This is a genomic window from Streptosporangium sp. NPDC049248 (genome assembly GCF_040678965.1).
In the GTDB taxonomy this organism is placed as follows: domain Bacteria; phylum Actinomycetota; class Actinomycetes; order Streptosporangiales; family Streptosporangiaceae; genus Streptosporangium; species Streptosporangium fukuiense.
Genome location: NZ_JBFAQY010000049.1, coordinates 1 through 26,555, shown reverse-complemented (window position 1 = coordinate 26,555; position 26,555 = coordinate 1). Strand labels below are relative to the sequence as shown.

27 protein-coding genes are annotated in these 26,555 nt (G+C 68.7%); 14 read left to right on the top strand and 13 right to left on the bottom strand.

Going from position 1 to position 26,555, the window contains the following annotated elements; genetic code table 11:
* The first annotated feature begins 94 nt into the window (after positions 1–94).
* Both bioB and AB0K21_RS42770 read left to right on the top strand, forming a co-directional pair.
* Positions 95–1,090, top strand: a complete 996-nt coding sequence (gene bioB, locus AB0K21_RS42775; RefSeq protein WP_343969264.1) for a biotin synthase BioB — start codon at positions 95–97, stop codon at positions 1,088–1,090.
* 132 nt (positions 1,091–1,222) lie between these two features.
* Complete coding sequence (locus tag AB0K21_RS42770; RefSeq protein ID WP_343969267.1) at positions 1,223–2,875, top strand: acetolactate synthase; 1,653 nt, start codon at positions 1,223–1,225, stop codon at positions 2,873–2,875.
* 96 nt (positions 2,876–2,971) lie between these two features.
* Here AB0K21_RS42770 and AB0K21_RS42765 read toward each other — a convergent pair whose 3' ends face one another.
* Positions 2,972–4,750, bottom strand: coding sequence for a protein kinase (locus AB0K21_RS42765; protein WP_343969272.1), 1,779 nt, complete (start codon positions 4,748–4,750; stop codon positions 2,972–2,974).
* 375 nt (positions 4,751–5,125) lie between these two features.
* Positions 5,126–5,335 carry a hypothetical protein gene (locus AB0K21_RS42760; protein WP_343969275.1) on the bottom strand — a complete coding sequence of 70 codons (210 nt, stop codon included), beginning with the start codon at positions 5,333–5,335 and terminating at the stop codon, positions 5,126–5,128.
* On the opposite strand from AB0K21_RS42760, the gene AB0K21_RS42755 reads away from it, so the two are divergent.
* Complete coding sequence (locus AB0K21_RS42755) at positions 5,334–5,738, top strand: hotdog domain-containing protein (RefSeq protein ID WP_364158606.1); 405 nt, start codon at positions 5,334–5,336, stop codon at positions 5,736–5,738. The two genes, AB0K21_RS42760 and AB0K21_RS42755, sit on opposite strands and share 2 nt — an antisense overlap.
* Here AB0K21_RS42755 and AB0K21_RS42750 read toward each other — a convergent pair.
* From AB0K21_RS42750 to AB0K21_RS42725, 6 genes are all read right to left on the bottom strand, one after another.
* Positions 5,728–5,940: a biotin/lipoyl-binding carrier protein gene (locus tag AB0K21_RS42750; RefSeq protein ID WP_157594786.1), complete on the bottom strand. Its 213-nt coding sequence runs from the start codon at positions 5,938–5,940 to the stop codon at positions 5,728–5,730. The genes AB0K21_RS42755 and AB0K21_RS42750 overlap by 11 nt on opposite strands.
* A 160-nt stretch (positions 5,941–6,100) precedes the next feature.
* Positions 6,101–7,381: an HD domain-containing phosphohydrolase gene (locus AB0K21_RS42745; protein WP_343969284.1), complete on the bottom strand. Its 1,281-nt coding sequence runs from the start codon at positions 7,379–7,381 to the stop codon at positions 6,101–6,103.
* Positions 7,378–8,733, bottom strand: a complete 1,356-nt coding sequence (locus AB0K21_RS42740) for an HD-GYP domain-containing protein (RefSeq protein WP_364158602.1) — start codon at positions 8,731–8,733, stop codon at positions 7,378–7,380. Before AB0K21_RS42740 ends, AB0K21_RS42745 begins: the two co-directional genes overlap by 4 nt.
* 426 nt (positions 8,734–9,159) lie before the next feature.
* Entirely contained in the window at positions 9,160–10,104 is a 945-nt protein-coding gene (locus tag AB0K21_RS42735; RefSeq protein WP_343969290.1) for an NAD-dependent epimerase/dehydratase family protein, read from the bottom strand.
* Between the two features lie 200 nt (positions 10,105–10,304).
* Positions 10,305–10,571 carry a mycothiol system anti-sigma-R factor gene (rsrA, locus tag AB0K21_RS42730; RefSeq protein WP_030924877.1) on the bottom strand — a complete coding sequence of 89 codons (267 nt, stop codon included), beginning with the start codon at positions 10,569–10,571 and terminating at the stop codon, positions 10,305–10,307.
* A 64-nt stretch (positions 10,572–10,635) separates the two neighbouring features.
* Positions 10,636–11,241, bottom strand: coding sequence for a sigma-70 family RNA polymerase sigma factor (locus tag AB0K21_RS42725; RefSeq protein ID WP_343969346.1), 606 nt, complete (start codon positions 11,239–11,241; stop codon positions 10,636–10,638).
* 286 nt (positions 11,242–11,527) lie between these two features.
* Here AB0K21_RS42725 and AB0K21_RS42720 point away from each other — a divergent pair, with 286 nt between their 5' ends.
* Entirely contained in the window at positions 11,528–12,268 is a 741-nt protein-coding gene (locus AB0K21_RS42720) for a class I SAM-dependent methyltransferase (RefSeq protein ID WP_343969295.1), read from the top strand.
* A 350-nt stretch (positions 12,269–12,618) separates the two neighbouring features.
* On the opposite strand, the gene AB0K21_RS42715 is transcribed toward AB0K21_RS42720, so the two are convergent.
* Both AB0K21_RS42715 and AB0K21_RS42710 read right to left on the bottom strand, forming a co-directional pair.
* On the bottom strand, positions 12,619–12,951 hold the full coding sequence (locus AB0K21_RS42715) for a TraR/DksA C4-type zinc finger protein (RefSeq protein WP_343969298.1): 333 nt from the start codon (positions 12,949–12,951) through the stop codon (positions 12,619–12,621).
* Between the two features lie 200 nt (positions 12,952–13,151).
* Positions 13,152–13,883, bottom strand: a complete 732-nt coding sequence (locus tag AB0K21_RS42710; protein ID WP_343969301.1) for an SOS response-associated peptidase — start codon at positions 13,881–13,883, stop codon at positions 13,152–13,154.
* 328 nt (positions 13,884–14,211) lie between these two features.
* On the opposite strand from AB0K21_RS42710, the gene aroA reads away from it, so the two are divergent.
* From aroA to AB0K21_RS42670, 8 genes are all read left to right on the top strand, one after another.
* Positions 14,212–15,489 (top strand): 3-phosphoshikimate 1-carboxyvinyltransferase, encoded by a 1,278-nt coding sequence (gene aroA, locus AB0K21_RS42705; protein WP_343969304.1) that lies wholly within the window; start codon positions 14,212–14,214, stop codon positions 15,487–15,489.
* A gap of 83 nt (positions 15,490–15,572) precedes the next feature.
* On the top strand, positions 15,573–16,625 hold the full coding sequence (gene rsgA, locus AB0K21_RS42700) for a ribosome small subunit-dependent GTPase A (RefSeq protein WP_343969349.1): 1,053 nt from the start codon (positions 15,573–15,575) through the stop codon (positions 16,623–16,625).
* A gap of 309 nt (positions 16,626–16,934) precedes the next feature.
* Entirely contained in the window at positions 16,935–17,738 is an 804-nt protein-coding gene (gene hisN, locus AB0K21_RS42695; protein WP_343969307.1) for a histidinol-phosphatase, read from the top strand.
* A 390-nt stretch (positions 17,739–18,128) separates the two neighbouring features.
* Positions 18,129–19,127, top strand: a complete 999-nt coding sequence (locus AB0K21_RS42690) for a PstS family phosphate ABC transporter substrate-binding protein (protein WP_343969311.1) — start codon at positions 18,129–18,131, stop codon at positions 19,125–19,127.
* On the top strand, positions 19,127–20,068 hold the full coding sequence (gene pstC / locus AB0K21_RS42685; RefSeq protein WP_343969314.1) for a phosphate ABC transporter permease subunit PstC: 942 nt from the start codon (positions 19,127–19,129) through the stop codon (positions 20,066–20,068). The genes AB0K21_RS42690 and pstC overlap by 1 nt, the downstream gene beginning before the upstream one ends.
* Positions 20,068–20,958 (top strand): phosphate ABC transporter permease PstA, encoded by an 891-nt coding sequence (pstA, locus tag AB0K21_RS42680; RefSeq protein WP_343969317.1) that lies wholly within the window; start codon positions 20,068–20,070, stop codon positions 20,956–20,958. The genes pstC and pstA overlap by 1 nt, the downstream gene beginning before the upstream one ends.
* A 38-nt stretch (positions 20,959–20,996) precedes the next feature.
* Positions 20,997–21,815 carry a phosphate ABC transporter ATP-binding protein PstB gene (gene pstB / locus AB0K21_RS42675; RefSeq protein ID WP_343969353.1) on the top strand — a complete coding sequence of 273 codons (819 nt, stop codon included), beginning with the start codon at positions 20,997–20,999 and terminating at the stop codon, positions 21,813–21,815.
* A gap of 82 nt (positions 21,816–21,897) precedes the next feature.
* On the top strand, positions 21,898–22,554 hold the full coding sequence (locus AB0K21_RS42670; protein ID WP_343969320.1) for a response regulator transcription factor: 657 nt from the start codon (positions 21,898–21,900) through the stop codon (positions 22,552–22,554).
* Between the two features lie 14 nt (positions 22,555–22,568).
* On the opposite strand, the gene AB0K21_RS42665 is transcribed toward AB0K21_RS42670, so the two are convergent.
* On the bottom strand, positions 22,569–23,570 hold the full coding sequence (locus AB0K21_RS42665) for a serine hydrolase (RefSeq protein WP_343969324.1): 1,002 nt from the start codon (positions 23,568–23,570) through the stop codon (positions 22,569–22,571).
* Between the two features lie 128 nt (positions 23,571–23,698).
* Positions 23,699–24,592 (bottom strand): phenylalanine 4-monooxygenase, encoded by an 894-nt coding sequence (locus AB0K21_RS42660; protein ID WP_364158591.1) that lies wholly within the window; start codon positions 24,590–24,592, stop codon positions 23,699–23,701.
* 131 nt (positions 24,593–24,723) lie between these two features.
* Between AB0K21_RS42660 and AB0K21_RS42655 the strand changes: the two genes are divergently transcribed.
* Positions 24,724–25,191, top strand: coding sequence for an Lrp/AsnC family transcriptional regulator (locus AB0K21_RS42655; RefSeq protein WP_364158588.1), 468 nt, complete (start codon positions 24,724–24,726; stop codon positions 25,189–25,191).
* 24 nt (positions 25,192–25,215) lie between these two features.
* Here AB0K21_RS42655 and AB0K21_RS42650 read toward each other — a convergent pair whose 3' ends face one another.
* Positions 25,216–25,809: a TetR/AcrR family transcriptional regulator gene (locus tag AB0K21_RS42650; protein WP_343969334.1), complete on the bottom strand. Its 594-nt coding sequence runs from the start codon at positions 25,807–25,809 to the stop codon at positions 25,216–25,218.
* A gap of 118 nt (positions 25,810–25,927) precedes the next feature.
* Here AB0K21_RS42650 and AB0K21_RS42645 point away from each other — a divergent pair, with 118 nt between their 5' ends.
* Positions 25,928–26,377 carry a nuclear transport factor 2 family protein gene (locus AB0K21_RS42645; RefSeq protein WP_343969337.1) on the top strand — a complete coding sequence of 150 codons (450 nt, stop codon included), beginning with the start codon at positions 25,928–25,930 and terminating at the stop codon, positions 26,375–26,377.
* The last annotated feature ends 178 nt before the right edge of the window (positions 26,378–26,555 follow it).

Genomic DNA, 26,555 nt, shown 5'->3' with positions numbered 1-26,555 from the left:
CGCGGATCCGAACCACTCGACGTCCTCCCCGGTGGAAGCCGGGAGTCCCCCTTTCCCGGGGCCGGCACCCGGGATCTCCACGCTGGAGGTATTCATGAGCGACATCCTCGAGATCGCCAGGACGCAGGTGCTGGAGGAAGGCCGCGGTCTCGACGCCGCACAGGCCCTGCGCTGCCTGGAACTGCCGGACGACCGCCTGGCCGAGCTGCTGGCCCTGGCCCACGAGGTGCGGATGAAATGGTGCGGTCCCGAGGTGGAGGTCGAGGGGATCGTCTCCCTCAAGACCGGCGGCTGCCCCGAGGACTGCCACTTCTGCTCGCAGTCGGGGCAGTTCTCCTCCCCGGTCCGCGCCGTCTGGCTGGACATCCCCTCACTGGTCGAGGCCGCCAGGGAGACCGCCGCGACCGGGGCCACCGAGTTCTGCATCGTGGCCGCCGTACGGGGACCCGACCAGCGCCTGATGGACCAGGTCCGCCAGGGCGTGAAGGCGATCCGCGAGGCGGTGGACATCAACGTCGCGTGCTCGCTGGGCATGCTCACCCAGGCTCAGGTCGACGAGCTGGCCCAGATGGGCGTGCACCGCTACAACCACAACCTGGAGACCGCGAGGTCCCACTTCGGGAAGGTCGTCACCACCCACACCTGGCAGGAGCGCTGGGACACCTGCCTGATGGTGCGCGAGGCCGGCATGGAACTGTGCTGCGGCGGCATCGTGGGCATGGGCGAGACGCGGGAGCAGCGGGCCGAATTCGCCGGGCAGCTGGGCGAGCTGGCGCCCGACGAGGTCCCGCTGAACTTCCTCAACCCGCGCCCCGGCACGCCCTTCGAGTCCTTCCCGCTGCTGGAGGGGTCCGAGGCGCTCCGGACGATCGCCACCTTCAGGCTCGCGCTGCCCCGCACGATCCTGCGCTACGCGGGCGGTCGCGAGCTGACCCTGGGCGACCTGGGCACCCGCGACGGCATGCTCGGCGGCATCAACGCGATCATCGTGGGGAACTACCTGACCACCCTGGGTCGCAGGGCCGAGGCCGACCTCGGCCTGCTGGCGGACCTGAAGATGCCCATCAAGGCGCTCTCCGACACTCTCTGAGCCTCCCTCCGACGCATGACGGCCCCTTATCTCCGGCCGGATGCCATATGTGCCGCCCGCATTAGGCGAGGGGATCTGGGCAGGGAGAACAATCCCTGTTCGGCTAAGTGACTGACTGGTAGGTTGCGCGATATGGAGTCTCCGAAGCACGCAGGTGACATCGCGGTCGCCATCTCCAAGGCATACGGCATCGAGACCATGTTCACCCTGTCCGGTGGACATGTCTTCCCGCTCTACGACGGCGCGGTCCACGAGGGGATGCCCATCCTGGACGTTCGCCACGAGCAGAGCGCGGTCTTCGCCGCCGAGGCGACCGCGCGGCTCACCCGTAAACCCGGGCTGGCCGTGCTCACCGCGGGGCCCGGCATCACCAACGGCGTCAGCGGAGTGGCCACCGCGCACTTCAACGGCTCGCCCGTCGTGGTCATGGGAGGCCGTGCCCCCCAGTCCCGGTGGGGTTCGGGCGCGCTGCAGGAGATCGACCACCCGCCGCTGTTCGCACCGATCACCAAGCTGGCCTTCACCGGATCGGGCGCCGACTCCATCGCTCAGGACGTGGAGATGGCCTTCCGCACCGCCCTCGCTCCGCACCGCGGCCCCGTCTTCCTCGACTTCCACATGGACCACCTCTTCTCGGCCGCGCCTCCGCTCGAGGAGGCCCCCGAGACGCTGACCCCGTCGCCGCTGGAGCCCGACCCCGATGCGCTGGCCGCGATCGCCCGCCTGATCGCCGAGGCCCAGCGCCCGGTGCTGGTGCTCGGTTCCGATGTGTGGATGGACCGCGCCGAGGAGGTCGCCAGGGGCTTCGCCGAGGAATACCGGTTGCCGGTCATCCCCAACGGCCAGGGCCGCGGCATCCTGCCCGCCGGCCACGAACTGCTGGTCACCCGGGCCAGAGGAATGGCGTTCTCCCAGGCGGACCTGGTGATCGTGGCGGGCACCCCGATCGACTTCCGCCTCGGCTACGGCTGGTTCGGCGGCAAGGACGGCGCTCCGCTCGCCAAGGTCGTGCACCTGGCCGACGCGCCGTCACAGCTGACCACGCACATGGACCCGGTCGGCACCGCCGCCGGCGACCTCTCGCTGCTCTTCTGGGGGCTCGGCACGGCCTGCGCCGAAGCGGGCGTGTCCCCCAAGAACCACGCCCCCTGGGTGACCCGGCTCTCCGAGGCGGCCTCGGCCGCCATCGCCGCCGACGCCGCCCTGCTTGAGTCCGCGGCCGACCCGATCCACCCGATGCGGATCTACGGCGAGCTGGGCAAGCTCCTCGCCGACGACGCCGTGGTGATCGGTGACGGCGGTGACTTCGTCTCGTACGCGGGCAAGTACGTCGAGCCGAAGCAGCCGGGCAACTGGCTCGATCCGGGTCCGTACGGCTGCCTGGGCACGGGCCTGGGTTACGCCATCGCCGCCAGGTTGGCCCGCCCCTCCTCACAGGTGGTGCTGTTGCTCGGCGACGGTGCGGCCGGTTTCTCGCTGATGGACGTCGACACTCTGGTGCGCCACCGGCTGCCGGTCGTGATGATCTGCGGCAACAACGGCATGTGGGGTCTGGAGAAGCATCCCATGCAGATGCTCTACGGCTACGACGTGGCCGCGGATCTCCAGCCGCAGTGCCGCTACGACCAGGTGGTGACCGCCCTCGGCGGTGGCGGCGAGCTCGTCACCGACCCCGCACAGATCGGCCCGGCCCTGCGCCGCGCGTTCGACTCCGGCGTGCCCTACATGGTCAACATCGCCACCGACCCCTCGGTGGCCTATCCTCGCCAGACCACGGGCGTCTAGGCTCTGCTCGACGGGCGTCGATCTCGTCGGCCTGTCGCCGACGAGATCCGCCACCGCATTGACCGGACCTTTCGCTACCTGGAGGGGGACATCCGGCTAGGTCGTGGGTGTGGCGGTCGGTGTGGGGGTCGGTGGGCACTTCTCACTGATCACCACGATCTCCACCGGCTTGCTGGAGTCCCACATGGCATTCGGCGCGGGGTCCTGCTGAACCACTTTCAAGCACTGTGAGTGGTCGATGTCGGCGCTCTCACTGACCTTCGCCTTCAGACCCGCCGCCTTGAGCTGTGCCACGGCCGCCGTCGGAGTCAGACCCACGACGTTCGGCACCTTCCTCTTCTGCGCCGGCGTCGCGGTCGGCGTTGGCGTCGGGGTGGGGGTCGGCGTGGGAGTCGGAGTCGGCGTTGGCGTGGAGGTCGGGGTCGGGGCGGCGGGCTCCGTCGATGGCGGACAGCCATCGTCGGTCACCACGATCTCCACCGGCTTTCTCGGATCCCACATGACCCGGGCGACGGGATCCTGCTGAACGACCTTCGCGCACTCCGAGCCGCCCGTGTCGGCGTTTCCGAAAACCGTTGCCTTCAGACCCGCCTTCTTCAGGTACGCTCTGGCCGCCTCCGGTGTCAGGCCCGTCACGTTGGGCACCCGCCGCTTCTGCACCGGCTTCGCGGTGAGCGTCTGCGGTTCGCTCACGCTGGGCGTCGACTGGGTGTTCATGTTGTCTTTCGGCACCGTGGAGGCCGCCAGCCCGTTGATCGCCACCGCGACAAGACCAACGCATATCACGCCCGCCGTGGCGGACACGGCCACCAGCCCGCCCTTACGCCGTGGCTTCTTCATCGCGCGGGAGCCGCGCCCGCCGGGAATGGCCTCGGTGGCCTGCGCCGACCCCGGCACCTCGGGTGGCTCGGTCCCCTGCCGGCCACCCGCCGGCCCATGTCCTGGCTGAGGTGCAGCGGAGCCCTGCCAGCCCGTCTGAGGCCCGGCGAACGCCTGCTCCTGCCAGCCGGTCTCGACCGGTGACTGCTGCGGACCCGCCTCGGCGTCCCGCGGGAGGATCGACTGCCTCGCGGCGGCGCTCATGGCCATGGCGCTTGGGAAGCGCCGGGCCGGATCCTTGGCGAGGGAGCGCTCCACAAGTGCCCGGATCGCGGGCGGGACGTCTGGCGGCAGCGGCGGCGGCGTCTCGCGGATGTGCTTGAGCGCGATGGTGACCGGCGTGTCACCGTCGAACGGGCGCTGCCCGGCCAGGCACTCGTACGCCACCACGCCCAGCGCGTAGATGTCCACCGCGGGGGTGACGGGTGCGCCCTCCGCCTGCTCCGGCGCACAGTAGGCGGCGGTGCCGAGCACCATGCCCGCGTCGGTGAGCCGGCTGGCGGTGTCGGACCTGGCGATGCCGAAGTCGGTGAGCACCAGGGTGCCGTCCGAGCGCACCAGCAGGTTGCCCGGCTTGATGTCCCGGTGAACGATGCCCTGGTCATGGACCGCCTGCAGCGCCGAGGCCGCCTGGGCGATGAGGTCCATCGCGGCGCCGGGGGCGATGCGTCGCAGCCGCCCGAGCAGGCGGTCGAGCGGCTCGCCGTCGACGAACTTCATCACCAGGTACGCCGTAGCCCCCGCGCCGGGCACCTCGTGAACCCCGTAGTCGTACACGTCGACGACCCCGGGGTGGTTGATCGTCGCCATCGCCCTGGCCTCGCCCTGGAAGCGAACCAGGAAGCCCGGATCATCGGTACGGCCCGGAAGCAGCACCTTGACGGCGACGGTGCGGGCCAGGACCATGTCCTCGCCCTTCCACACCTCGCCCATACCACCGGCGCCGATGCGGGTGTTCAGGCGATACCGCCCCGCCAGCGTCGTGCCTTGGGCCACCATTACTCCCCCGTAACCCTCTCCACTCCTACGCCAGGGCTCTCCAACAAAGCGGATTCGCATCGCGGCACCGTCACGGCGCTGTAACGAAACCCTGCATGCCGTAGGGCTCGCAAACAAGACGCGTGCCGTAGCATCGCACAAACCCCGGCACTTTTGGGCGTACTTGTACACCTTGCAGACCCTTGCGCCCGGGGCAACTCGGGCGTCATACCCGAAACAGTCGACTCGGGTACCGCACTGGCAACCCACAGCACATCAGCAAAGTCCGTAAAACCCTACAGGTCTACGAAGATAAGGCGTAAACCGGGGCGAAAGCCATCTACTTCACCGAACCACATTCGGGTGGAAAAGCCGGTCGCATGCCGCTCACCGTCAGCCGCTTGTCACACCGTGCTCGGCGCAGCGCGCGGACCAGCCGCCGGGGGTCACCTGCACCACCATCCGGCGGCGGCAGCGGGCACAGTAACGGGGCGGCTCCATCACGCGCGCGGCCCGGCACCCGGCGTGGTCGGCCTCGCCCTCCGGGCGGCCGCAGTGGTCGCAGTACGGGGTCACGGGACCAGAGCCTATGCTGGCGCGCATGGCACTCGCTCCCGGTCTGCAGGCACGGCTTCTCACCATGGTGGAGAGAGAGGACACCGCGGCGAAGGTCGGCAGCGGGGACGTCCCCGTGCTGGCCACCCCCCGCGTACTGGCTCTCGCGGAACAGGCGACCCTCCAGGCGGTCGCGGGGGCTCTGGCCCCCGGCCAGACCTCCGTCGGCACTCGGGTCTCTCTGGAGCACCTGGCGGCCAGCCCGGTCGGCACGCACATCGAGGTCGTCGTCGAACTCACCGAGGTCGACGGCCGCCGCCTGGTCTTCGGCTTCACCGCCCGCGATCGGAGGGCCGTCGTCGCGAGCGGAACCATCGAGCGCGTCGTCGTCGACCGCGAACGCTTCCTCGCGCGCCTCGCTCCCGGGGACGAGGGCGGAACTACTCGATAACGGCGATCAGGTCGCCCTCCTGGATGACGTCGCCCTCGGCGACCTGCAACTTGGCGATCACACCGTCGTCCTCGGTGAGGACCGGGATCTCCATCTTCATCGACTCAAGAATGAGCAGGGTGTCGCCGTCCTCGACGGTGTCCCCCTCGGCCACCAGGACCTTCCAGACGTTCGCCACCATCTCAGCGCGGATCTCAGCCACCGGAAACTCCCATCGTTCAACGTTCTTCAACTTTGCCAGACAGAGCTGATCACGCTCGCATCCGAGACACCAGTCCTGTGTCGTACTTTCCGTCGACGGACTCCAGGCCGTTACAGCAACTCCAGGCAGAGCCGCAGCCGGCGTTCAGCCGCGGGGAGGCTTAGAGCCGATGGATCGGGGCCAGCCTGTCGATCACTTTGGCCATCGCCTCGACGACCGTCGGATCGTACTCCTTGCCCGCGCCGAGACGGAGGCGCTCCAGTGCGGCGCCTGCCCGATCGCGGTCACTGGAACCACCCACGAGATCGTCGTAGGCGTTGGCCGCCTTGATGATGCGGCTGGCCATGGGCGGCGTCTCGGCGCAGGTGTCACACTGACGACGGACGATCTCGGCCACCCGGTCCAGCACCCCGGTCTGCTTGATCACCTCCGCGCCCAACTCGGCGATGCGCCGCGCCTGCTCGGGGTCGGTGAGGACCGTGGCACCGCCGGGAATCGGGTCGCGCAACGACAGCTGACCGATGTCGTGCATGAGCGCGGCGTATTCGAGTTCCAGCAGCTCGGGCTCCGCCGTGCCAAGCTCTCGCCCGACCGCCACCGCCAGGCGGCTCACCCGGCGGGAGTGCCCCGGCTCGACATAGCCGCCGACCTCGGTGACCCGCGACAACGCTCGTACGGTCTGCAGATAGGTGGCCCTGATCCCGGCGTACTTGCGGAAGGCGACCTGGGTGACCAGCAACGGCGCCGCGAAGACCAGCAGCGCGGCCATGTCCATGCTGTGCGAGGCGAGCGCGAGCAGGATGCCCGAGGCCGCGACGGCGACCCCCAGCGGCGCCGCCATCCACAGCTCGTCGTGAACGGCCACCCTGAAGGCGGCACGCACCTGCTCGGCCCGGAGCGCGGCGGCCAGCAACACGTCCGCCACCACCATGAGCAGGATGAACAGTGCCATCACTCCGAGCGCGGGCCACCAGCCGCTCTCATCGCCTCTGGCCAGGTCGAACAGCGGGCCTGCCAGCGGCCGGTAGGCCAGCGCGAGCAGGGCGCCGGTGAGCAGCCTGCGCGCCATCGCGTCCAGACGGGGTGGACGGCCCACCGCGAGGTGCGGAAGCGCCCCGGCGACCATGCCGACCGAGAGCACCGCGACGACCTGGAGCGCCGAGTGCCGGGTGGGAACACCGCCCATGTCCAGCAGGAGCGTGTAACCGAGCGCGGCCGCCGCGCCGATCGGTGCCACCTCCCTGTTGCCGGGCATGGTCAGCCTGGCCAGCTCCCCCACCGCGATCAACGCGCCGAAGGCGACGGCGATCTGGGGATCGAGCAGCCCTGTCGCGGCCGTGTGGGCCACCCCGGCCACCGCCAGCAGGCCCGCCGCGCAGATCAGCAGCAGCTGACCCGAGTCGAGCGCCTGGAAAGCCCGGTTGGCGCCGGAGCCGTTCATCGCTCGGACACCACCTGAATGGGCATGGTCGGGTCGTCGTGATCCTTCGTGGTGGTCTCCGCCGCGTCCGCCGGGGGCGTGCCGACGGTGCGCGGCGGCTCCCAGCCGTCACGGTCGACCGCCTTGATGAACGCCACGACCATCACCGGGTCGAACTGGGTGCCGGCGTTCTTGCGCAGCTCGGTCATGGCCACCTCACGCGAGCGGGCGTTGCGGTAGGAACGGTCCGAGGTCATCGAGTCGAAGGCGTCGGCCACCGCGATGATCCTGGCGAACTCCGGGATCTCGTCCCCCGCCAGCCCCATCGGGTAGCCCTTGCCGTCCTGCCGCTCGTGATGATGCATGATCCCGGCGAACGCCTCGTCCAGGAAGTCGATGCCGCGCACGATCTCCAGCCCGCGCATCGGATGGAGCTGGATGGCCGCGAACTCCTCCTCGCTGAGCGGGCCGTCCTTCTGCAGCACCTTGGTCGGCACGCCCAGCTTGCCCACGTCGTGGAGCATCCCGGCGTAGCGGATCGCGCGCAACCGCTCGGACCTCATGCCGATCTCCTCGGCGATCATTCCCGCGGCCAGGGAGACTCGGGTGCAGTGGCCGCGTGTGTAGTAGTCCTTGGTCTCCACCGCCTGGCAGAGCGCGGCGATCGTGGCGTCGTAGGAGCGCTGCTGCGCGAGGTACTGGCCGAAGGCCCAGCGGGCCACGAAGAGCGGGAGCAGCACGAGCACCGCGGAGATCGAGTTGACCGTGGCCCACAACCCCGCGATCAGCAGGCCGAAAGTGGCGTAACCGAAGTAGGAGACCATGAACTGGGCCACGCCACGCAGCGGCACCTGGTGAGCCTGGCCCGTGAACGCCAGCACGAACGCGATCAGGACGAAGTTGAGGGGCACGAAGACGGCCGCCGCGCCCGCGAACGGCACGATGATCTCGTCGAATCCGGCGATGGTGGGTACCTCGGCCCTGCCACCGAGCGCCACGTAGACCCGGCCCGCGACGTAGCCGCAGATGGCGAACTGGGCGCTGTTGAACAACCGCTTCACCAGCGGCAGGCCGGGCCGCACGCTGAACATGGCGGTCATGCCGACCAGCGCCGCCCCCTCGGGGCCGAGCAGCACCACCGCGGCGAGCACGGCGGAGAAGCTGACCGACACCGCCGCCTGCCTGACGTGCAGCAGGGTGGGCACCGATTCGCACACCAGGAACAGCAGGGCAAGCACCATGAGGTTGGACCAGTCGAGCCGACCCAGACGAGCGTCCGCCGCCATGCTGTATCCGAGCAGCACGAAGGCGGCTCCGATGACAAGGATCAGATAGACCTTGGCAAACCACGGCAGTCCACGCAAAGCGGCCACCCTAGGGCTCCGAAGGGCGCGCGTTCAGGTCCAGGAGATCCCGGGATGGGCCGGGCCGACCGTTTCCTTCAACATGCGCTGCCTCCACGTCGATTTCGCACTCAGGCTACAGAAGCGAGCCAGATCAGGAGGGCGAGACGACCAATCGCAAGCAAAGCGTAATCAGTCAATCACGTGCTGTTGGCGACGCTGACGCGTCGCGGTTCGGGCCTGCCTACGGCGACGCTAACGCGTCGCGGTGAGGCCGCTCTTGTCCAGCTCCTTCCCTCGTCGAGGCAGGCCGCTCGTTCCTCGCGACCTTCCTCTCCTCGGTCCAGTCCCCGGCGCGGCCTCACGGGGAGTCCATCGGGAAAATTCTTGAGGGACTCCCCTGGGCGCTGTCCCGGTCTGCGGTGCGGTCTCACGAGGTGAGGGTGCTTTGCGGGATCACAGGCTCGTGATCCTGGCCCTCGCCCAGTCGACCGTGGCCTTCAGGCCCGTGGCCAGGTCCGTCTGGGGGCGCCAGCCGAGCTCGTCGAAGGCGTCGGCCGGATCGACGGCCATGGCCGGGAGGTCTCCCAGGCGTGCCGGGGCCGCACCCGGCTCGTCGGCGGCCCCCGCCGCCGCGGCGACCAGCGAGTGCAGCCTCCGGTCGGTGGTCTCGACTCCGGTGCCCAGGTTGAAACGGCCACCGCCGCCCTTGGCACCACAGGCGCGGGCGAAGCCGTCGACCACGTCGTCGACGAAGATGTAGTCGCGAGTCTGGGTGCCGTCGCCGTACACCACCGTGGGGGTGCCGTTGAGCAACGCGTCCGTGAAGATGGCGACCACCCCCGCCTCGCCGTCCGGCGACTGGCGCGGGCCGTACACGTTGGCGAGCACCAGCGTGGTGTAGTCGATGCCGTGGAGCGCCTTGAACGTGGCCAGGTAGGTCTCCGCGCTGAGCTTGGAGGCCGCGTACGGAGAGCGCGGGTCGGTCGCCGCGCCGCCGGAGACCGGGATGACCTCCGGCCTGCCGTAGACCGCGACCGAGGAGGCGAAGACGACCTTGCGGGTGCCCCCGTGGTGGGCGGCCGTCAGGGCCGACACGGTGCCCTCGACGTTGAGCCTGGCGTCGTGCACCGGGTCGGCCACGCTCTTGCGCACGCTGATCTGCGCGGCGAGGTGGCAGATGACCTCGGGTCTCCACTCGGCCGCCAGGCCGATCAGGGCCGGGTCCCGGACGTCCATCACGTGCAGGGCGAACAGGGGACTCTCCGCGGCGCGGACCAGGTTGCCGCGGTCACCACCGGACAGGTCGTCCACCACCGCGACCTCGTGCCCGTCGGCCAGCAGCCGGTCAACGAGGGTGGATCCGATGAACCCCGCCCCACCGGTCACGAGTATGCGCATGAGCAACCCCCATCGTCGTGTGACTCCTCGGCTCCACGAGGGGAGCGGCTTCTCGGTTCCCTGGACCGAGGGAACCGACGGCCAGGTCATGACCGTTTCGAACCCAGGAACCATAACAGGGAAGCGGTTCACCTGCCGGGTGGACCCGGCAGTCCCTCGGCACACGCGACGACCACGACCGTACGGAAGCTCCGGAGAGGTCAGTGGGCGAGTTCGGAGCGTACCTGGTCGATCCGGCTGAGCACCTTGGCCCGCAGGTCTTCCGAAACCTGGTCGCAGCCGCAGTGCTTGGCCACGAGTTGCTTGACGACCTGTTCCAGGCCGTACTCCTCCAGGCAGGGGTGGCACTCGTCCAGGTGCTGGCGGATGTCCGCGCAGTTGCGCTCGTCGAGCTCGCCGTCCAGGTAGGTGTAGACCTTGTCCAGGACCTCACGACAGTCGGTGTCGTGGTGCTCGCCACAGCTCATGCGATCACCTCACCCAGGGGTGTCGAGGCCGCCGGGGCGGGATCGCCGTTCCTGTCTCGCTCGCTCACTTCGCACCTTCCGCGGGAACCAGGCCACGCTCGCGGGCGTAGTCCTCCAGTTGGGTCCGCAGCTGGCGACGGCCACGGTGCAGCCGCGACATCACGGTCCCGATGGGGGTCCCCATGATGTCCGCGATCTCCTTGTACGGGAAGCCCTCGACGTCGGCGAGATAGACCGCGATGCGGAACTCCTCGGGAAGCGCGGCCAGCGCCCGCTTCACGTCGGTGTCCGGGAGGTGCTCCAGCGCCTCGGCCTCCGCCGACTTCAACCCCGCCGAGGTGTGCGACTCGGCCCTGGCCAACTGCCAGTCCTCGATCTCCTCGGCGCCCGACTGCTTGGGCTCCCGCTGCTTCTTGCGGTAACTGTTGATGAAGGTGTTGGTCAGGATTCGGTAAAGCCACGCCTTGAGGTTCGTGCCTTGCTGGAACTGGTGGAAGGACGCGAACGCCTTGGCGAAGGTCTCCTGAAGAAGGTCCTCGGCGTCCGCGGGGTTCCGGGTCATCCGAAGTGCGGCGGAGTAGAGCTGGTCGAGATAGGGCATGACATCCCGCTCGAACCGTGTGCTCCGCTGCTCCAGAGTCTCCTCGTCTGTCGCAGGGACCGGACCCACCCCCTTAAGATCGCCGGAGTCCTGCTGACGCGGGACACCGTACTGAGCGGAGGATACCCGCTCACCGGGGATGGCCCGATCACCGGGGCGGGTGACGGGTTCGATCAAGGCGAGCATCTGCTTGCCAACCTCCGAAAGGATCGTGCGTTGTCCGCTTGCAACACGCTCGTCCAGTCATCTGTTCCCGCAAGATAGAAGGTGACGAACGACCCGGTACGGGGAAAAGAAGATACGTACCGGTAGGTAATCAAAGACCACCGGATCCTCCCGACGCCAGGAGCTGCTTGTGCTGCCCATCCCGGCCGAAGAGCTGAACGGCTCAGGTGCGCTCGGGCCGTACTGGACCTTTTATCACGCGGTCGTGGCCGAGCAACTGAGTCGATGGCTGCCGGAAACCCCCTCCACCGTCCTCGACATGTCCTGCGGCAACGGCCGCTGGGCCGTCCAGGCGGCGAAGGCGGGACACCGGGTGATCGAGATGGTCGACTTCCGCCGGCCCGCGGACGATCAACCGCTGCACGACATCTCCAAGGTCAGCCAGGTACGCGCCGACGACCTGCGCTTCCTGCCCGACTGCAGCGTGGACGCCGTGCTCGCCGAGGAACGGGCGATGTCCGTGGAGCTCATGGCCGAGTCCGCGATCGACGATGTCGCCAGGGTTCTGCGTCCCGGCGGCCGGACACTGGTCTGCGTCGACTCCCTGGTGCTGGGGATGGCGATCCTCGCCGAGCAGAACTACTGGGCCCACCTGCGCCAGACCGGCGAGGTCATGCTCGTTCCCTGGCCCGACGGCAGCATCACCCGCTGCTTCAGCAGCGCCCAGCTCCGGGAGCTGCTCACCGAGGCGGGCCTGGAGGTCGAGTGGGTACGGCCCCGCACGGTGCTGTCCCCTTCGACCGTCGACCATGTGCTCGCCTCCGACTCCCGGGCGCTCACCTGGCTGGTCAACACCGAGTTGGACACCCACCCCGACGACGACGACACGGTGGGCATCCACTTGGTCGCCAGCGCACGCCGGCCCTGTTAAAGGCGACGCTGTGTTGATTGCGACGCTAACGCGTCGCGGTTCGGCCGCTGGGATCCGGCTCCTTCCCTCGTCGAGCGGGGTCGCTCGTTCCTCGCGACCCCGCTCTCCTCAGTCCAGTCGCCGGCGCGGCCTCACGGGTGGTCCCCAAGGGAGGGCATGGGGTACGTCCCCTGGGCGCTTCTTGGGTTGGGTGAACGGCCCGTCCCTCCTGGGGAGGAGAGAGACCTCGCGGCCTCACGGGTCGTCCCGCGGCCCGTCCCCAGGAATGCTTCTGGAGCGGGTGAGCGGGTTCCGGGGAGCAGGAGCCCGAGGGGCACGGGGCATGTCCCCGGGGTGTTTCCTGGGCGGGGTCAGCGGCGGCGTTCGCGTTTGGACTGGCACTGGAGGCAGCGGGCGGCTTCGGGGCGTGCCTCCAGCCTCCCCTCCGGGACGGGTGCGGCGCAGTCCGCACATAGTCCGTAGCGCCCCTCGTCCATCCGCCTAAGTGCTTCGATCACCGAACCCCGGTGCCGGGTGGCCCCCTCCAGCAGTGCCCGGTTGCGGTCGGAGTCGGTCAGCTCGGAACCGGCGTCCGCCGGGGAGCGGTCCCCCGCGGCGGGTGAATCTCCACGAAGGACTCCAATGGAACGGTCAAGTTCGGCGAGCATGTTCTTCAGGCGCTCGCGCGCGGTCGCGACGTCCACGAATCCGCACCTCCGGAAAACGGGGGCGGCCTGTGAAGGGATCCCCGACTCTCCCGTCAGGCGCAAGGGGTGAGTTCTGGCGACGGTGAACCCGCCCGGTCGTCGCGAGTCACCGCTTTCCTCAGCGGATGCCCACTTGGCGGAAGTTTTACACCGGATCGACCGGCGTTTTCAGAAGAGCGGCCGACGGCCGCCCTCCTCTACCGCAGCGGCTCGACGAGCTCGGGGCTGTTGTTGCGCACCGAGTTGACCGCGGTGGAGACCGGGTAGACCTCCAGCCCGGTGGAGCCCGCGGGGATCAGGAACTCCCGCGCGTCGGTCACTCCCGGGTCGAGCCACTCACCCCACCGGTCGCGCTCGATCAGCATCGGCATCCGGTCGTGTACCGCACCGGCCTCGTCCACGGCGTCGGTCGTGATGATCGTGCAGGTCACCAGCCAGGAGAGCGGGTCCTCCTCGGCCCGGCCCCGGTCCCGCCAGAACTCGTACAGCCCCGCCATGGCCAGTACGCCGCCGTCGGCGGGGCGGACAAAGTAGGGCTGCTTCTTCGGCCTGCCCTTGGCGTCCTTCTCGTCGAGCACGACCCACTCGAAATAGCCGTCGGCGGGCAGCAGACACCTGCGCTCCGCGAAGGCCTTGCGGTAGGCGGGTTTCTCCGCCACCGTCTCCACCCGCGCGTTGATCATCTTTGAGCCGATGGAAGGGTCCTTGGCCCAGGCCGGAACCAGTCCCCAGCGGACCACGCGGAGCTGCCGGACCGGCCGGCCGTCCGGATCGGCCTTCGGCACCCGGCTCATCACCGCGTACACCGGTTTCGTGGGCGCGACGTTGTAGTCGGGCCTGAGTTCGTCGTCGGCCGCGCCGTCAAGCTCGACCTGGAACTCCTCCAGCAACTCGTGCTTGTCCCGCGTAGACGCGTATCTCCCGCACATATCCCCACCCTGCCACGCCCTGCCACAGCACGCCGAAAAACCCCACGGGGAAATGCCCACCCTCCTCTTCCCAAGGGACGACCCGTGAGGCCGCGCGGCCTCACTCCTTCCCAGAAGGGGCAGGCCGTTCACCCGCCCCAAGAAGCGCCCCAGGGGACATGCCCCATGCCCTCCCTTGGGGACTCCCCGTGAGGCCGCGCCGGCGACTGGACCGAGGAGAGGAAGGTCGCGAGGAACGAGCGGCCTTCCTCGACGAGGGAAGGAGCCGGGTAAGAGCGGCCTCACCGCGACGCGCAGCGTCGCCATCAACACAGCTAGGCTTTTGGGCATGTCCGTTCCGCTGTGGCCCGCGCCGACCGCGACCGAACCCGTCCGCGCGACCGTTCCCCTGCCCGGATCGAAGTCCGTGACCAACCGCGCGCTGCTGCTCGCCGCGCTGGCCGAGGGACCAGGCACGGTGCGGCTGGCGCTGCGCAGCCGCGACGCCGATCTGATGGCGGACGCGCTGCGGGCACTGGGCGCGACGATGACCCCCTCCAACGAGAGCGCCTCAAGCGTCGACTGGGCGATCACGCCCGGCCCCGTCATCAGCGGCGCCCACATCGACGTGGGACTGGCGGGCACGGTCATGCGCTTCGTGCCGCCCATGGCGGCACTGGCCAGGGGTGAGGTGTTCTTCGACGGCGACCCGCACGCGCGCAAGCGCCCGATGGGCCCGATCCTGCGCGCCCTGCGCGCCCTCGGCGCCGAGGTGACCGGCGACGCGCTGCCTTTCACCGTCAGGGGGCCGCTGACCGGCGGCGAGGTCAGGCTCGACGCGTCGGGCTCCTCTCAGTTCCTCTCCGGCCTGCTGCTGACCGCCGCGCGCTTCGAGAAGGGCGTGACGGTACGCCACGACGGCCCACCGATTCCCTCGCAGCCGCACATCCGGATGACCGTTCAAATGCTGCGCGAGTTCGGCGTCGTGGTGGACGACTCCGAGCCGGACGTCTGGCGGGTCGAGCCCGGCCCCATCGGAGCAAGGGACTTCACGGTCGAGCCCGACCTGTCCAACGCGGCACCGTTCCTGTCCGCCGCCATGGTGACAGGCGGCACGGTCACCATTCCCGACTGGCCCGTGCGGACGACCCAGCCGGGTGACCAGTTGCGCACGCTGCTGGCCGACATGGGCGCCTCGGTGGAGCACACCCCCGAAGGGCTGGCGGTCACCGGTACCGGGCGGATCACCGGAATCGAGGCCGACCTGCGCGACGTGGCCGAGCTGACCCCGACGATCGCCGCGCTGGCCGCTCTCGCCGACTCCCCCAGCAGGATCAGCGGTGTCGCCCACATCCGCGGGCACGAGACCGACCGGCTGGCCGCTCTGGTCGCGGAGATCAACGGTCTCGGCGGCGACGCGAACGAGACCGAGGACGGCCTGGAGATCCGGCCCCGACCGCTCACCGGCGGCGTGTTCCACTCCTACGCCGACCACCGGATGGCCACCGCCGGAGCGGTCATCGGGCTGGCCGTGCCCGGCGTCGAGGTGGAGGACATCGCCACCACGGGTAAGACCCTCCCCGAGTTCGCCTCGATGTGGGCGGACATGCTGCGCGGCGCGCGGTGAGGGGCGACCGGCCGGCAGGCCCAGGAGGCGCCCGGTAGTCGCGGCCCTTAGCGGGGCGCACCGGGCCGGACAAGGCGGAGAAACTGAGAAAGCGCGAGTACGACGAGGACGACGTCAGGGTCAGGCCGGGAAAGGGATCTCGGCCCCGGACCCGGATCCGTCCTGCCCATGAGAACGCGGTCCCGGCGTTCGTGGTCGCCGTCGACCGCGGGCGCTACACGTGCCTGGTCGAGTCGGAAGGCGAGCGTGGGCGCCGCCGCAAGCGGGACCAGGCGGAGGGCGCCGTGATGAGCGGCCGGGTCGTGGTCGCGATGAAGGCGCGCGAGCTGGGCCGCAAGGGAATCGTGGTCGGCGACCGGGTGGCCCTGGTGGGCGACGTCTCCGGGATGACCGACACGCTGGCCCGCGTGGTGCGGGTCGAGCCCCGTGCCTCCATGCTCCGCCGCTCCGCGGACGACACCGACAACACCGACGGCATCGAGCGCCCCGTGGTCGCCAACGCCGACCAACTCGTCATCGTGACGGCCCTGGCCGATCCGCCGCCCCGGCCCCGCATGATCGATCGGATGCTGGTCGCGGCCTTCGACGCCGACATCGAGCCGCTGCTCTGCCTCACCAAGTCCGACCTCGCCTCGCCCGACGAGTTGGTCTCGCTGTACGCCCCCCTCGGCGTGCCGTACGTGGTGGTCTCCAAGGGCGGCGACCTGGTGGAGGTGCGGGAGCGCCTCAAGAGCCGGATCAGCGTGCTCGTCGGCCATTCCGGGGTGGGTAAGTCAACCCTGGTCAACGCCCTGGTACCGGACGCCAACCGGGCCGTCTCACATGTGAACGCGGTGACCGGCCGGGGCCGTCACACCTCCACCTCCGCCGTCGCCCTCGAACTGCCGGAGAGCGGCTGGATCATCGACACCCCCGGGGTGCGCAGCTTCGGTCTGGCCCATGTCTCGGTGGAGACGGTCCTGGCCGGCTTTCCCGACCTGATCGAGGGCACCATCCAATGTCCGAAGGGCTGCAATCACCTCTCAGAGGAGTGCGCCCTGGACGCCTGGGTAGCCGCCGACCACGCCGACCAGGCCCGCCTGACCTCCCTACGCCGCCTCCTCGCCAGCCGCGAAGGCGCCCCCGACGACGACTAACCCCAACAAACACCACGAGCACGCGCCGACAACCGGGCCAAGAAGCACCTCAGGGACGTGCCCCATGCCCTCCCTTGGGGACTACCCGTGAGGCCGCGCCGGCGACTGGACTGAGGAGAGGGAGGTCGCGAGGTACGAGCGGCCTCCCTCGACGAGGGAAGGAGCCGGGTAAGAGCGGCCGAACCGCGACGCGTCAGCGTCGCCAAGGGCAGGCCCGAACCGCGACGCGTCAGCGTCGCCGGCAACTCGCGAGGAACGAGCGGCCCCACTCTCCTCAATTCGGTCACCAACGCGATAGCGTTGGCCTCCGTGACGGGTTATAACGACGATCTTCGCCTCGCGCACGTCATGGCCGACGCGGCCGACGATCTGACCATGCGTCGGTTCAAGGCCCTGGACCTGCGGGTGGAGAACAAGCCTGACCTCACACCGGTGAGCGATGCCGACCAGGCGACCGAGCAGGCGATCCGCGCGACCCTTGGCCGGGCCCGTCCTCGCGACACCATCATCGGCGAGGAGTTCGGCAAGAGCGGCTACGGCGAGCGCTCGTGGATCATCGACCCGATCGACGGCACCAAGAACTACGTGCGCGGAGTGCCCGTCTGGGCCACGCTCATCGCCCTGGTGGACCAGGGCCGCGTCGTTGTGGGCCTGGTCTCGGCCCCCGCGCTCGGCCGCCGCTGGTGGGCCGCCCGCGACGGCGGCGCCTGGGCCGGCAAGAGCCTCACCAAGGCCACGCGCTGCCAGGTCTCCTCCGTCGCCTACCTGGAGGACGCGTCGTTCTCCTACTCCAGCCTCGGTGGCTGGGAGGAGGCCGGGAAGCTCGACGCGTTCCTCGACCTGAACCGTTCCGTCTGGCGCAGCCGCGCCTACGGTGACTTCTGGTCACACATGATGGTCGCCGAGGGGGCGGTCGACGTGTCGGCGGAGCCTGAACTCTCCCCCTGGGACATCGCGGCGCTGACCGTGATCATCGAGGAGGCGGGCGGCATCTGGACCGACCTGTCGGGTGTCCCCGACATCGACGGCGGCAGCCTGCTGTGCAGCAACGGCCCCCTGCACACCAAGGTCCTCGAGCGCCTCGGCAGCGGGCCGCTCACCTTCCCCGTTTAGTCCCTTTCCGGGCGCCGTACGGCCTTCCGCGCACACCCGGGTACTCGCCGTACCCGTTGGCCCATCCCGGACCGTGTCCGTTCACCTTCCCCGGGATGTCGGGAGGGTGAACGGATCACCAGATCCGCGAGTACCGAGGCCGGGAGCGAGGGCGATCCGGCGCCCCTTCCCCGCCCACCAGGTCATATTTCCGGCAAAACCTTCCAAGGCGCAGCCCAAGGGCCCTACGCGGGTGCAAGCCAGGACGAAAATCCTGCCAAAGCCCAGGTATTCACATCCGTGGGTTCACCTCTTCCGGTGCCGGTCACGGCTCGTTTCACTTCCGTTCACTTTGCCCCAGTTTCATCGAAGACATCGAGAACGGATCTCACTACGGAGAAGGAACATACCGTGACCAGTGGACAGCGCCGCCTCAGCGCGGTGGCGACGGCCGCGCTCGTCGTTTCGCTCGCGGCCGCATGCGGTGGCGACGCCAAGCCCAGCAGTGACGGAAGCACCTCGTCCGCCGCCCCAGCCACCGAGGCGGGCGCGGCTCTGAGCGGCGAAGTCAAGATCGACGGTTCCAGCACCGTGGCTCCCCTCACCCAGGCCGCCTCCGAGCTCTTCGGCGAGGAGCAGCCGCAGGTGAAGGTGCCGGTCGGCACCTCGGGCACCGGCGGCGGCTTTGAGAAGTTCTGCGCCGGTGAGACCGACATCTCGAACGCCTCCCGCGCCATCAAGGACGAGGAGAAGGCGGCCTGCGAGGCGAAGGGCATCACGTTCACCGAACTCACGGTGGCGACCGACGCGCTGACCGTCGTGGTTCCCAAGGAGAACGACTGGGCCACCTGCCTCACCACCGACCAGCTCAAGAAGATCTGGGAGCCGGCGGCCGAGGGCAAGATCAAGACCTGGAAGGACGTCGACGCCAAGTTCCCCGCAGAGGCGCTGAAGCTCTACGGCCCCGGCACCGACTCCGGCACCTTCGACTACTTCACCGACGAGATCAACGGTGAGGAGGGTGCCAGCCGCAAGGACTACAGCCCGAGCGAGAACGACAACGACATCGTCACCGGTGTCTCGGGTGCCAAGGGTGGTCTGGGCTACTTCGGCTTCACCTACTTCGAGGAGAACGCCGACAAGCTGAAGGCCGTGGAGATCGACTCGGGCAGCGGTTGCGTGGCCCCGAGCGTCGAGGCGGCCCAGGGTGGCAAGTACACCCCGCTCTCCCGCCCGCTGTTCATCTACCCCTCCACCGCCGCGGCGAAGCGGCCCGAGGTCGCGGCCTTCCTCGACTACTACGCGTCCAACATCAACGCGATCGCCAAGGACGCCAAGTTCGTCCCGCTGAACGCCGAGCAGGAGGCCAAGCTCAAGGCTGACATCACGTCGCTGAAGAGCGCCGGCTGATGTCGGCACAGCACCGCACGACCGTTCCAGGGACCCAGGGGTCCCTGGCGCGGTCGCGCCCGCGTTACGGCGAGTTCCTGGTCAAGGCCGTTCTCCTGACCGCCGCCATGGTGTCGGTGGCGACCACGATCGGCATCGTCATCGCACTCCTCGAACCGACCGTCGAGTTCTTCGCCACGGTGAGCATCGGCGAGTTCTTCGGGTCCACCGACTGGGGACCGCTGTTCAACCCGCCGGCGTTCGGTGTCTGGCCGCTCATCGTCGCGACCGTGGAGATCACCCTCATCGCCGTCGTGGTCGCCGTGCCGCTAGGTCTGGCCGCGGCGATCTACCTGTCGGAGTACGCCTCCCGCAGGACTCGCAAGATCTTCAAGCCGGTGCTGGAGGTTCTCGCGGGCGTTCCGACGGTGGTCTTCGGCTTCTTCGCCCTCACCTTCGTCACACCGCTGCTCAGGTACCTCTTCCCCTTCCTGGACCTGGAGGCCAAGAACGCGCTCGCCGCCGGCCTCCTGGTCGGCGTGATGATCATTCCGATCGTCGCGTCGCTGTCGGAGGACTCGATGGCCGCGGTGCCGAACGGCCTGCGCGAGGGCTCGTACGCCCTCGGCGCGTCCAAGATGCTCACCTCGGTGCGCGTTGTCGTCCCCGCCGCGTTCTCCGGCATCGTCGCCGCCATCATCCTGGCGATCTCCCGGGCCGCGGGCGAGACGATGATCGTCGCGATCGCGGGCGGCTTCAAGTCCGTCTTCACGCTCTACCCGGGCAATGAGATGTCCACGATGGCGGCCTTCATCGCCCAGGCCGGCTCCGGCGACGCCTCGGTCGGCTCGATCGCCTACAAGACCATCTTCGCGGTGGGTTCCCTGCTTTTCGTGATCACCTTCGCGATGAACTACCTCAGCGCCCGCATGGTCCAGAAGTATCGCGAGGTCTACGACTGATGGCCATCCTCTCCACCCCGCGTTCGGCCGTGCAACTGGCGAGCAAGGGACGTCCGCTCAAGGAGCACCTCTTCCGCATCGCGCTGATGGCCAGTCTCGCGATCGCTCTGGCGTTCCTGGCCATGCTGCTGCTCTACGTCGTCGAGAAGGGCTGGCCGCGGCTCAACTCGATGCTCTGGGAGAACCAGCCCTCGATCCGCCGCCCGGAGACCTCGGGCATTCAGTCGGGCATCCTGGGCACTTTGTGGATCATCGCGCTGACCGCGGTCATGGCCCTGCCCACCGGGATCCTCGCGGCGATCTACCTTGAGGAGTACGCCGACAAGACCAAGTGGTACAACAGGCTGATCGAGCTGAACATCTCCAACCTGGCGGCCGTTCCCTCGATCGTCTACGGCATCCTCGGCCTGGGCATCATCGCCCGCTGGCTGCAGTTCGGCTTCACGGTCATGACCGGCGCGGTCACCATCTCGCTGCTCGTACTGCCCATCGTCATCATCTCCGCGCGTGAGGCCATCCGCGCGGTGCCCCCGTCCATTCGCGAGGGCTCGCTGGCACTGGGCGCGACCCAGTGGCAGACCATCTACCGCCAGGTGCTCCCGGCGTCGATCCCAGGCATCGCGACGGGCTCGATCCTGGCCCTCTCCCGTGCGATCGGCGAGGCGGCCCCGTTCCTGATGCTCGGCGCCGCGACGCTGGTCCGGTTCAACCCCGAGGGCGTCTGGAGCAGTTTCACCGTCCTGCCGTTGCAGATCTACAGCTTCATCAGCCGGCCCCAGGAGGAGTTCAGCGTCCTCGCCTCCGCGGCGATCGTGATCCTGCTGGCGATCCTGCTCCTGATGAACTCGGTCGCCATCTGGCTCCGTAACCGCTACCAGAAGCGCTGGTGAGGTAAGAAATGTCCGAGATTGGAATTTCCGTGCCGAATGTGAACGTGCGCGGCCCCGAAGTCCCCCGTACCATCGAGGCCCTCGACCCGGTCTTCACCGTCTCCAACCTCAGCGTCTTCTACGGTGACTACGAGGCGGTACGCGGGGTCGACATGACCATCGGCAACCGTGAGATCACGGCCATGATCGGCCCGTCCGGCTGCGGCAAGAGCACGGTGCTCCGCTGCTTCAACCGGATGAACGACCTGATCCCCGGCGCCCGCGCGGTCGGCGAGATCCTGTACCACGACGAGAACCTGTACGGCGACCACGTGGACCCGATCGAGGTCCGCCGCCGGATCGGCATGGTCTTCCAGAAGCCGAACCCCTTCCCCAAATCGATCTACGACAACATCGCCTACGGTCCCCGGGTCAACGGGATCAAGGGCAACATGGACGAGATCGTCGAGGAGGCGCTGACCAAGGCGGCGCTCTGGGACGAGGTCAAGGACAAGATCAAGCAGAACGCGCTCTCCCTGTCCGGCGGGCAGCAGCAGCGCCTGTGCATCGCCAGGGCGATCGCGGTGAAGCCCGACGTCATCCTGATGGACGAGCCCTGCTCGGCCCTGGACCCGATCGCGACCACCAAGATCGAAGACCTGATGCAGGAGCTGACGCGCGACTACACGATCGTCATCGTCACCCACAACATGCAGCAGGCCGCCCGTGTCTCCGACCGTACCGCCTTCTTCACCGCCGAGGTCGACGGAGCCGGCGTGCGGCACGGCCGCCTGGTGGAGTTCGACGAGACCAGCCGCATCTTCACCAACCCCACTGACAAGCGGACCGAGGATTACATCACCGGTCGCTTCGGCTGACCCACATTGGAGGATCCGGGTGCTCCAGCCGCAGACGGCACCAGAAGTGGAAGGGGACAGACGGACGGCACCCATACTGCTGGTGGCCGATCCGGAAGCGGCCATGGTCCATGACCTGTCCGCGGCCCTGGAACGCGAAGGGGTGCGGGTCACGGGCGTCACCGACGGCGCCCAGGCTCTCCTGCAGGCCGGGGCGCTACGGCCCGACGTCGTTCTCGTCAGCGCCTCACTGCCGATCCTGGGGGCTGTGGAGTTCGTCCGCGCGGTACGGCTGACGCGGGCGATCCCCGTCCTGCTGGGCGTGGGCGAGGGACACGCCCAGCAGGCCGTCCAGGCGCTGGCCGCCGGGGCCACCGCGTGCGTGGCCCGCCCCTACCGGGTGCCCGAGCTGCTGCCCCTGGTCCACGCCGCGTTCACCGGCGAGCCCGGGGCCCGCCGGGTGCTCGTGGTCGGCAAGGTGGAACTCGACGTCAACGCCTACCAGGTCACGGTCGGCGGCCGGATCGTCCACCTGCCGCTGCGCGAGTTCGAGCTGCTGCACTACCTGATGCGTAACGCGCACCGCACCGTGACGCGGGAGCAGATCATGAGGCATGTCTGGAACTCCACGGACACCGCCTCGACCAACACCATCGCGGTACACGTCAAGCGTCTCCGCGCGCGTCTGGGCGATACCGACGACCAGCTGATCCAGACCGTGCGCGGAGTGGGCTACCGGCTGGTCGACAGGACCCCTTAGCGGATACCCGCCGCTCAGTTCGCGTCCGGCTCGCAGCCGTGTTCACCCCTGAAGGCTTCCATGACGCGTGCGGCCACGCCCTCGACCTTGGCGATGCCGGCACTCATGCTTGGACTGTCCTCGGTGAGGACGGCCACCGCGTAGTCGTGCCCGTGCCCGCGGATCAGTCCGGCGCTGACGACCACCCAGCGCCCGTTCGACGCGTGCCGCAGCCAGCCGTTCTTCAGCGACACCTGGTCGTTCTCGCACGCCCCCGCACTGATCCCCCACTTCTGGCCGGGGGTCACCCGCTCCATCAGCCCGAGCACCCGCCGGCGTTCCGCGGGGGCCAGCGGGCTCCTGCCCGTGGCCAGCGCCCTGACCAGCCGTACCTGGTCCTCGGCCGTGCTCCGCGTGGCGTCCCAGCAGTTCGGGGCCGCACACCGCCCGCCGGGGGTGTAGGTGCGCTTGAGGCCGAGCCTGCGGTTCGCACTGGCCAGCCCCTGCTCCAGGCCGATCCGCTCGTACAGCCGGTCGGCCGCTCCATCGTCGCCGAAGCGGATCATGTGCCTCGCGTCGGACCTCGCCTGATCGCCGAGCTCGCGCCACCGTGTGTCGAGCAGCAGTGCCGTCAGGATGCTCACCTTGGAGATGCTGGCCGTCGGCAGTTGGAGGGCACGGTGGTAGCGGTAGCGCCGGCCCGTGGTCAGGTCGCGCACCGAGACCGCGGTCCGGCCACCGCCGTACCTGACGAGAAGGCCGTCGAGAGTGCGCGTGAGCTTCCCGGGGAGGATCCTCGGCGAGCCGGCGAGCACCGTCCGCCCCGGGATCCCGAGCGCCATGGTGCCGGGGAAGGTGGGCGCGGGAACCGCTGCCAGGAACGGTGCCGGAGGAGGAGGCACCGATGCCGGTGCCGCCTGCCGCGTCGGGGAGGAGATGCTCACCGGCGTCAGGCCCTGGCAGGTGCTACAGGCGGTGACCTGCGCGGTGACCAGCAGGACAGCCGCCGCGACCACCCGGTGCCTGGCTCTCATCATCCACCCCAACCGTCTCCCCCATTACGTGACGATCGGGATATATCCCACAACAGGCACTAAGAAGATGATGAAGCGAAATCTAGCCAGAAAAAGGACTTACGCCTTGGGATGTCGCGCCGAACCTGCACCTACCCTTGGGAAACCTCGGCGATTAGCCGGGCGATGCTCTCGTCGTCGCAGGTCGCCCAGAACTCGCCGACGACGTCTTCGAGGTGCTTCAGCGACTCGGCCCGGAAGAGAACATCCTGATATTTCGTGATGTCGTAGTGCGTGGTGCCCATGACGGCGACGTCCAGCGGCCGGATGTCCATGCCCCGGAACTCTTCGATCTCCCCATAGGAGGACAGGATGCCCGCCCCGTACGCCCGCAGCTCACCCTGGTCCGTCATGACGCCGAACTCCATCGTGAACCAGAAGACCTTCGAGACGAACTCCAGCGCCTCGGAGCTCTCGACTCTCCGCGCCGCTTCCCCGGCCAGCCGGTAGAGCCGCGAGTAGCGGTCGGAGGCCAGTGCGTTGGCGTGCCCGATCACCTCGTGGATCACGTCGGGCTCCGGCGTGTACAGCGGCGTGGAGTGGTGCCGGATGTACTGCGTGGAGTGGAAGAGCCCATCCGCCAGAACACCGTAGAAATCTCTGAGCGGCACCAGCCCCGCGGCCGGGATGTAGCGGAACCCGGTCAGTGGCTCCAGCAGATCGCCGACCTCCTGCAGCTGCGGGATGCGCTCGGCGGGCAGTCCGAGCCGCTCGGTCGCGGCCAGATACTCGACGGTGGCGTATTTGTGGTGCTTCAGGCTGAGTTCCCGGCTGACCAGTGCCCACACCTCGTGCTCCTGGGCGGTGTACTCGGCCGTCGGGATCGGCGTACCCGGCACGTACCCCATAGCGAGGGCCGCGATCGCGTTGCGGCGCGCACGGTAGACCGGATCGGCGAAACCTGGATGACCGGCGCCGAGGTGGACCTCGATCGTGCCGTCGTCACGGGTCGCCACCGGCGCGAAGTACTGCGCTTCTTCGAACATGTATGAAATGACAGCAATTCCTGGAAACATTGACAAGAGCGGCCAGTTTTACTGGGCGATCCGCACAGAACTGTACGGTCATACCGCACTTACGCTGGTCGAATCGCCCAGTCTGCTGCCATCCTGTTGAGATGTCTATCGACGAGTTGGACGGCCGCCTCCTGGTCACCATGCGCGCCAACCCGCGCATCGGCCTGACCGAGCTGGCCCGCCTGCTCGGCGTGGCCCGGGGCACCGTTCAGGCCCGCGTCGAGAAACTGACCAACCGCGGCGTCATCGCCGACTTCGGCCCCACGGTCACCCCCGAGGGTGCCGGGTACCCGATCCTGGCCTTCGTCTCGCTACAAATCGCCCAGGGCCGCCTGGACGAGGCTGTACGGGCGCTGGAGCCCCTCCCCGAGATCCTGGAGGTCTACGGCACCAGCGGCCAGGCCGACCTGCTCTGCCGCGTGGTGGCCCGCAGCACCCCCGACCTCCAGGAGATCATCGCCCGCATTCTGGCCTCCCCCGCCGTCCAGCGGACCGACACCACGATCGCCCTCTCCGTCCAGGTCCCCTACCGGATCGAGCCCCTGCTCCGCGCCGCAGCCGAGGCCTGAACCGCGGCCGGATGCCGGCACCGGTCATCGACGGTCCGCGGACGCCCTGAGGCCGTCGAAGACGATGGCGAGCGTACGACGCTGGAGGTCGCGATCCCACCCAGCGTGAAGCGCTCCCTGGCAGATACCGGTGAGCAGCGCGATCACCTCGTCCGGCCGGACCCCCTCGCGGACCGTGCCGGCTTCCTGGGAACGGACCAGGAGCGTCGCGATCCCCTCGTGCAGCATCTGAACCGAGCTCGCGACCTGGAGATCGATCCCCGTCTCGGCGAGAAGCCCCACGACCGTCCTCTTCTGCGCCGCCTGTTCGACCATGCGGGCGACGAAGGTGAACAGCGCCTCGCCGGGTGCGTCGTCGGCCGCGAGAGCGGCCATATCCCGATCCAACCTGCCCAGGAGATCCTTCATGATGGCCTGCAGGAGTTCCTGCTTGGTCGGAAAGTGCTTGAAGACCGTACCGATGGCCACTCCAGCGCGGGCGGCGACCTCCTCCGTCGACGCCGACGGCCCCTTCTCCGCGAAGACCGCCTCGGCCGCGGCGAGAATCCGTTCCCGGTTACGCCGGGCGTCCGCGCGCATCGGCCTGGCACCGCCCGGCGAGGGCTTCGAGGACGTCATCCCAGCCGGCCTTCCCCGATCCTGGACGCCGAATACGGCATTGACAAAGTGAGTCTCCACTCATAATCATAAAGATGAGTCACCACTCATCTTAACTTCCATCAACGAGGAAACCATCATGCCTGAGACCACCATCACTCCCGGCCCTCGCGACATCTTCGAGCGCATGCGGCGGCACTGGCTTGAGAACCCCGGCGGCATCGGGGGCGAGCTGGCCGAGGACGCCGTCATCGAGATTCCCTTCGCCCCTTCCGGCAGGACCCGGCGCTATGAGGGGCGGGAGGCGTTTCTTCACTTCGCCGGCCCCGAACAGGCCGCCTTCGTTCGGGAGTTCCGCTTCGACGAGGTTCGCGATGTGGTCATCCACGAAACCACCGACCCCGAGGTCATCGTCGTCGAGTACGAGCTCGCCGGCACCGTCATCGCCACCGGCCACCAGGCCGCCTCCGCCTTCGTCGGGATTCTCCGGGCACGGGACGGGAAGATCGTTCATTGGCGTGAGTACCAGAACACGCTGGCAATGATCGAGGTGCTCGGGCCCATGAGCGGAGCCGAGAACCTTCGATAGACAGGGCCACGGGACACCGGTACCGGAGAACACGAAGGCCCCCACCGCATGGTGAGGCCCCGGGAACGAAATTCCCCGGAAAACACGAAGGCCCCCACCGAAAGGTGAGGGCCTTCATATGAAAGATTGTCCGGCGGCGACCTACTCTCCCACACCGTCCCCGGTGCAGTACCATCGG

Coding starts and splice junctions, on each gene's coding strand:
- rsrA (WP_030924877.1), bottom strand. CDS start 10,571: ATGAGCTGTGGCGAGCACCACGACACCGACTGTCGTGAGGTCCTGGAC.
- AB0K21_RS42735 (WP_343969290.1), bottom strand. CDS start 10,104: ATGCGCATACTCGTGACCGGTGGGGCGGGGTTCATCGGATCCACCCTC.
- AB0K21_RS42760 (WP_343969275.1), bottom strand. CDS start 5,335: ATGCGCGCCAGCATAGGCTCTGGTCCCGTGACCCCGTACTGCGACCAC.
- AB0K21_RS42755 (WP_364158606.1), top strand. CDS start 5,334: ATGGCACTCGCTCCCGGTCTGCAGGCACGGCTTCTCACCATGGTGGAG.
- AB0K21_RS42660 (WP_364158591.1), bottom strand. CDS start 24,592: ATGTTCGAAGAAGCGCAGTACTTCGCGCCGGTGGCGACCCGTGACGAC.
- pstA (WP_343969317.1), top strand. CDS start 20,068: ATGGCCATCCTCTCCACCCCGCGTTCGGCCGTGCAACTGGCGAGCAAG.
- AB0K21_RS42745 (WP_343969284.1), bottom strand. CDS start 7,381: ATGAACGGCTCCGGCGCCAACCGGGCTTTCCAGGCGCTCGACTCGGGT.
- AB0K21_RS42710 (WP_343969301.1), bottom strand. CDS start 13,883: ATGTGCGGGAGATACGCGTCTACGCGGGACAAGCACGAGTTGCTGGAG.
- pstC (WP_343969314.1), top strand. CDS start 19,127: ATGTCGGCACAGCACCGCACGACCGTTCCAGGGACCCAGGGGTCCCTG.
- AB0K21_RS42770 (WP_343969267.1), top strand. CDS start 1,223: ATGGAGTCTCCGAAGCACGCAGGTGACATCGCGGTCGCCATCTCCAAG.
- AB0K21_RS42650 (WP_343969334.1), bottom strand. CDS start 25,809: ATGACGTCCTCGAAGCCCTCGCCGGGCGGTGCCAGGCCGATGCGCGCG.
- aroA (WP_343969304.1), top strand. CDS start 14,212: ATGTCCGTTCCGCTGTGGCCCGCGCCGACCGCGACCGAACCCGTCCGC.
- AB0K21_RS42665 (WP_343969324.1), bottom strand. CDS start 23,570: ATGATGAGAGCCAGGCACCGGGTGGTCGCGGCGGCTGTCCTGCTGGTC.
- AB0K21_RS42655 (WP_364158588.1), top strand. CDS start 24,724: ATGTCTATCGACGAGTTGGACGGCCGCCTCCTGGTCACCATGCGCGCC.
- bioB (WP_343969264.1), top strand. CDS start 95: ATGAGCGACATCCTCGAGATCGCCAGGACGCAGGTGCTGGAGGAAGGC.
- AB0K21_RS42645 (WP_343969337.1), top strand. CDS start 25,928: ATGCCTGAGACCACCATCACTCCCGGCCCTCGCGACATCTTCGAGCGC.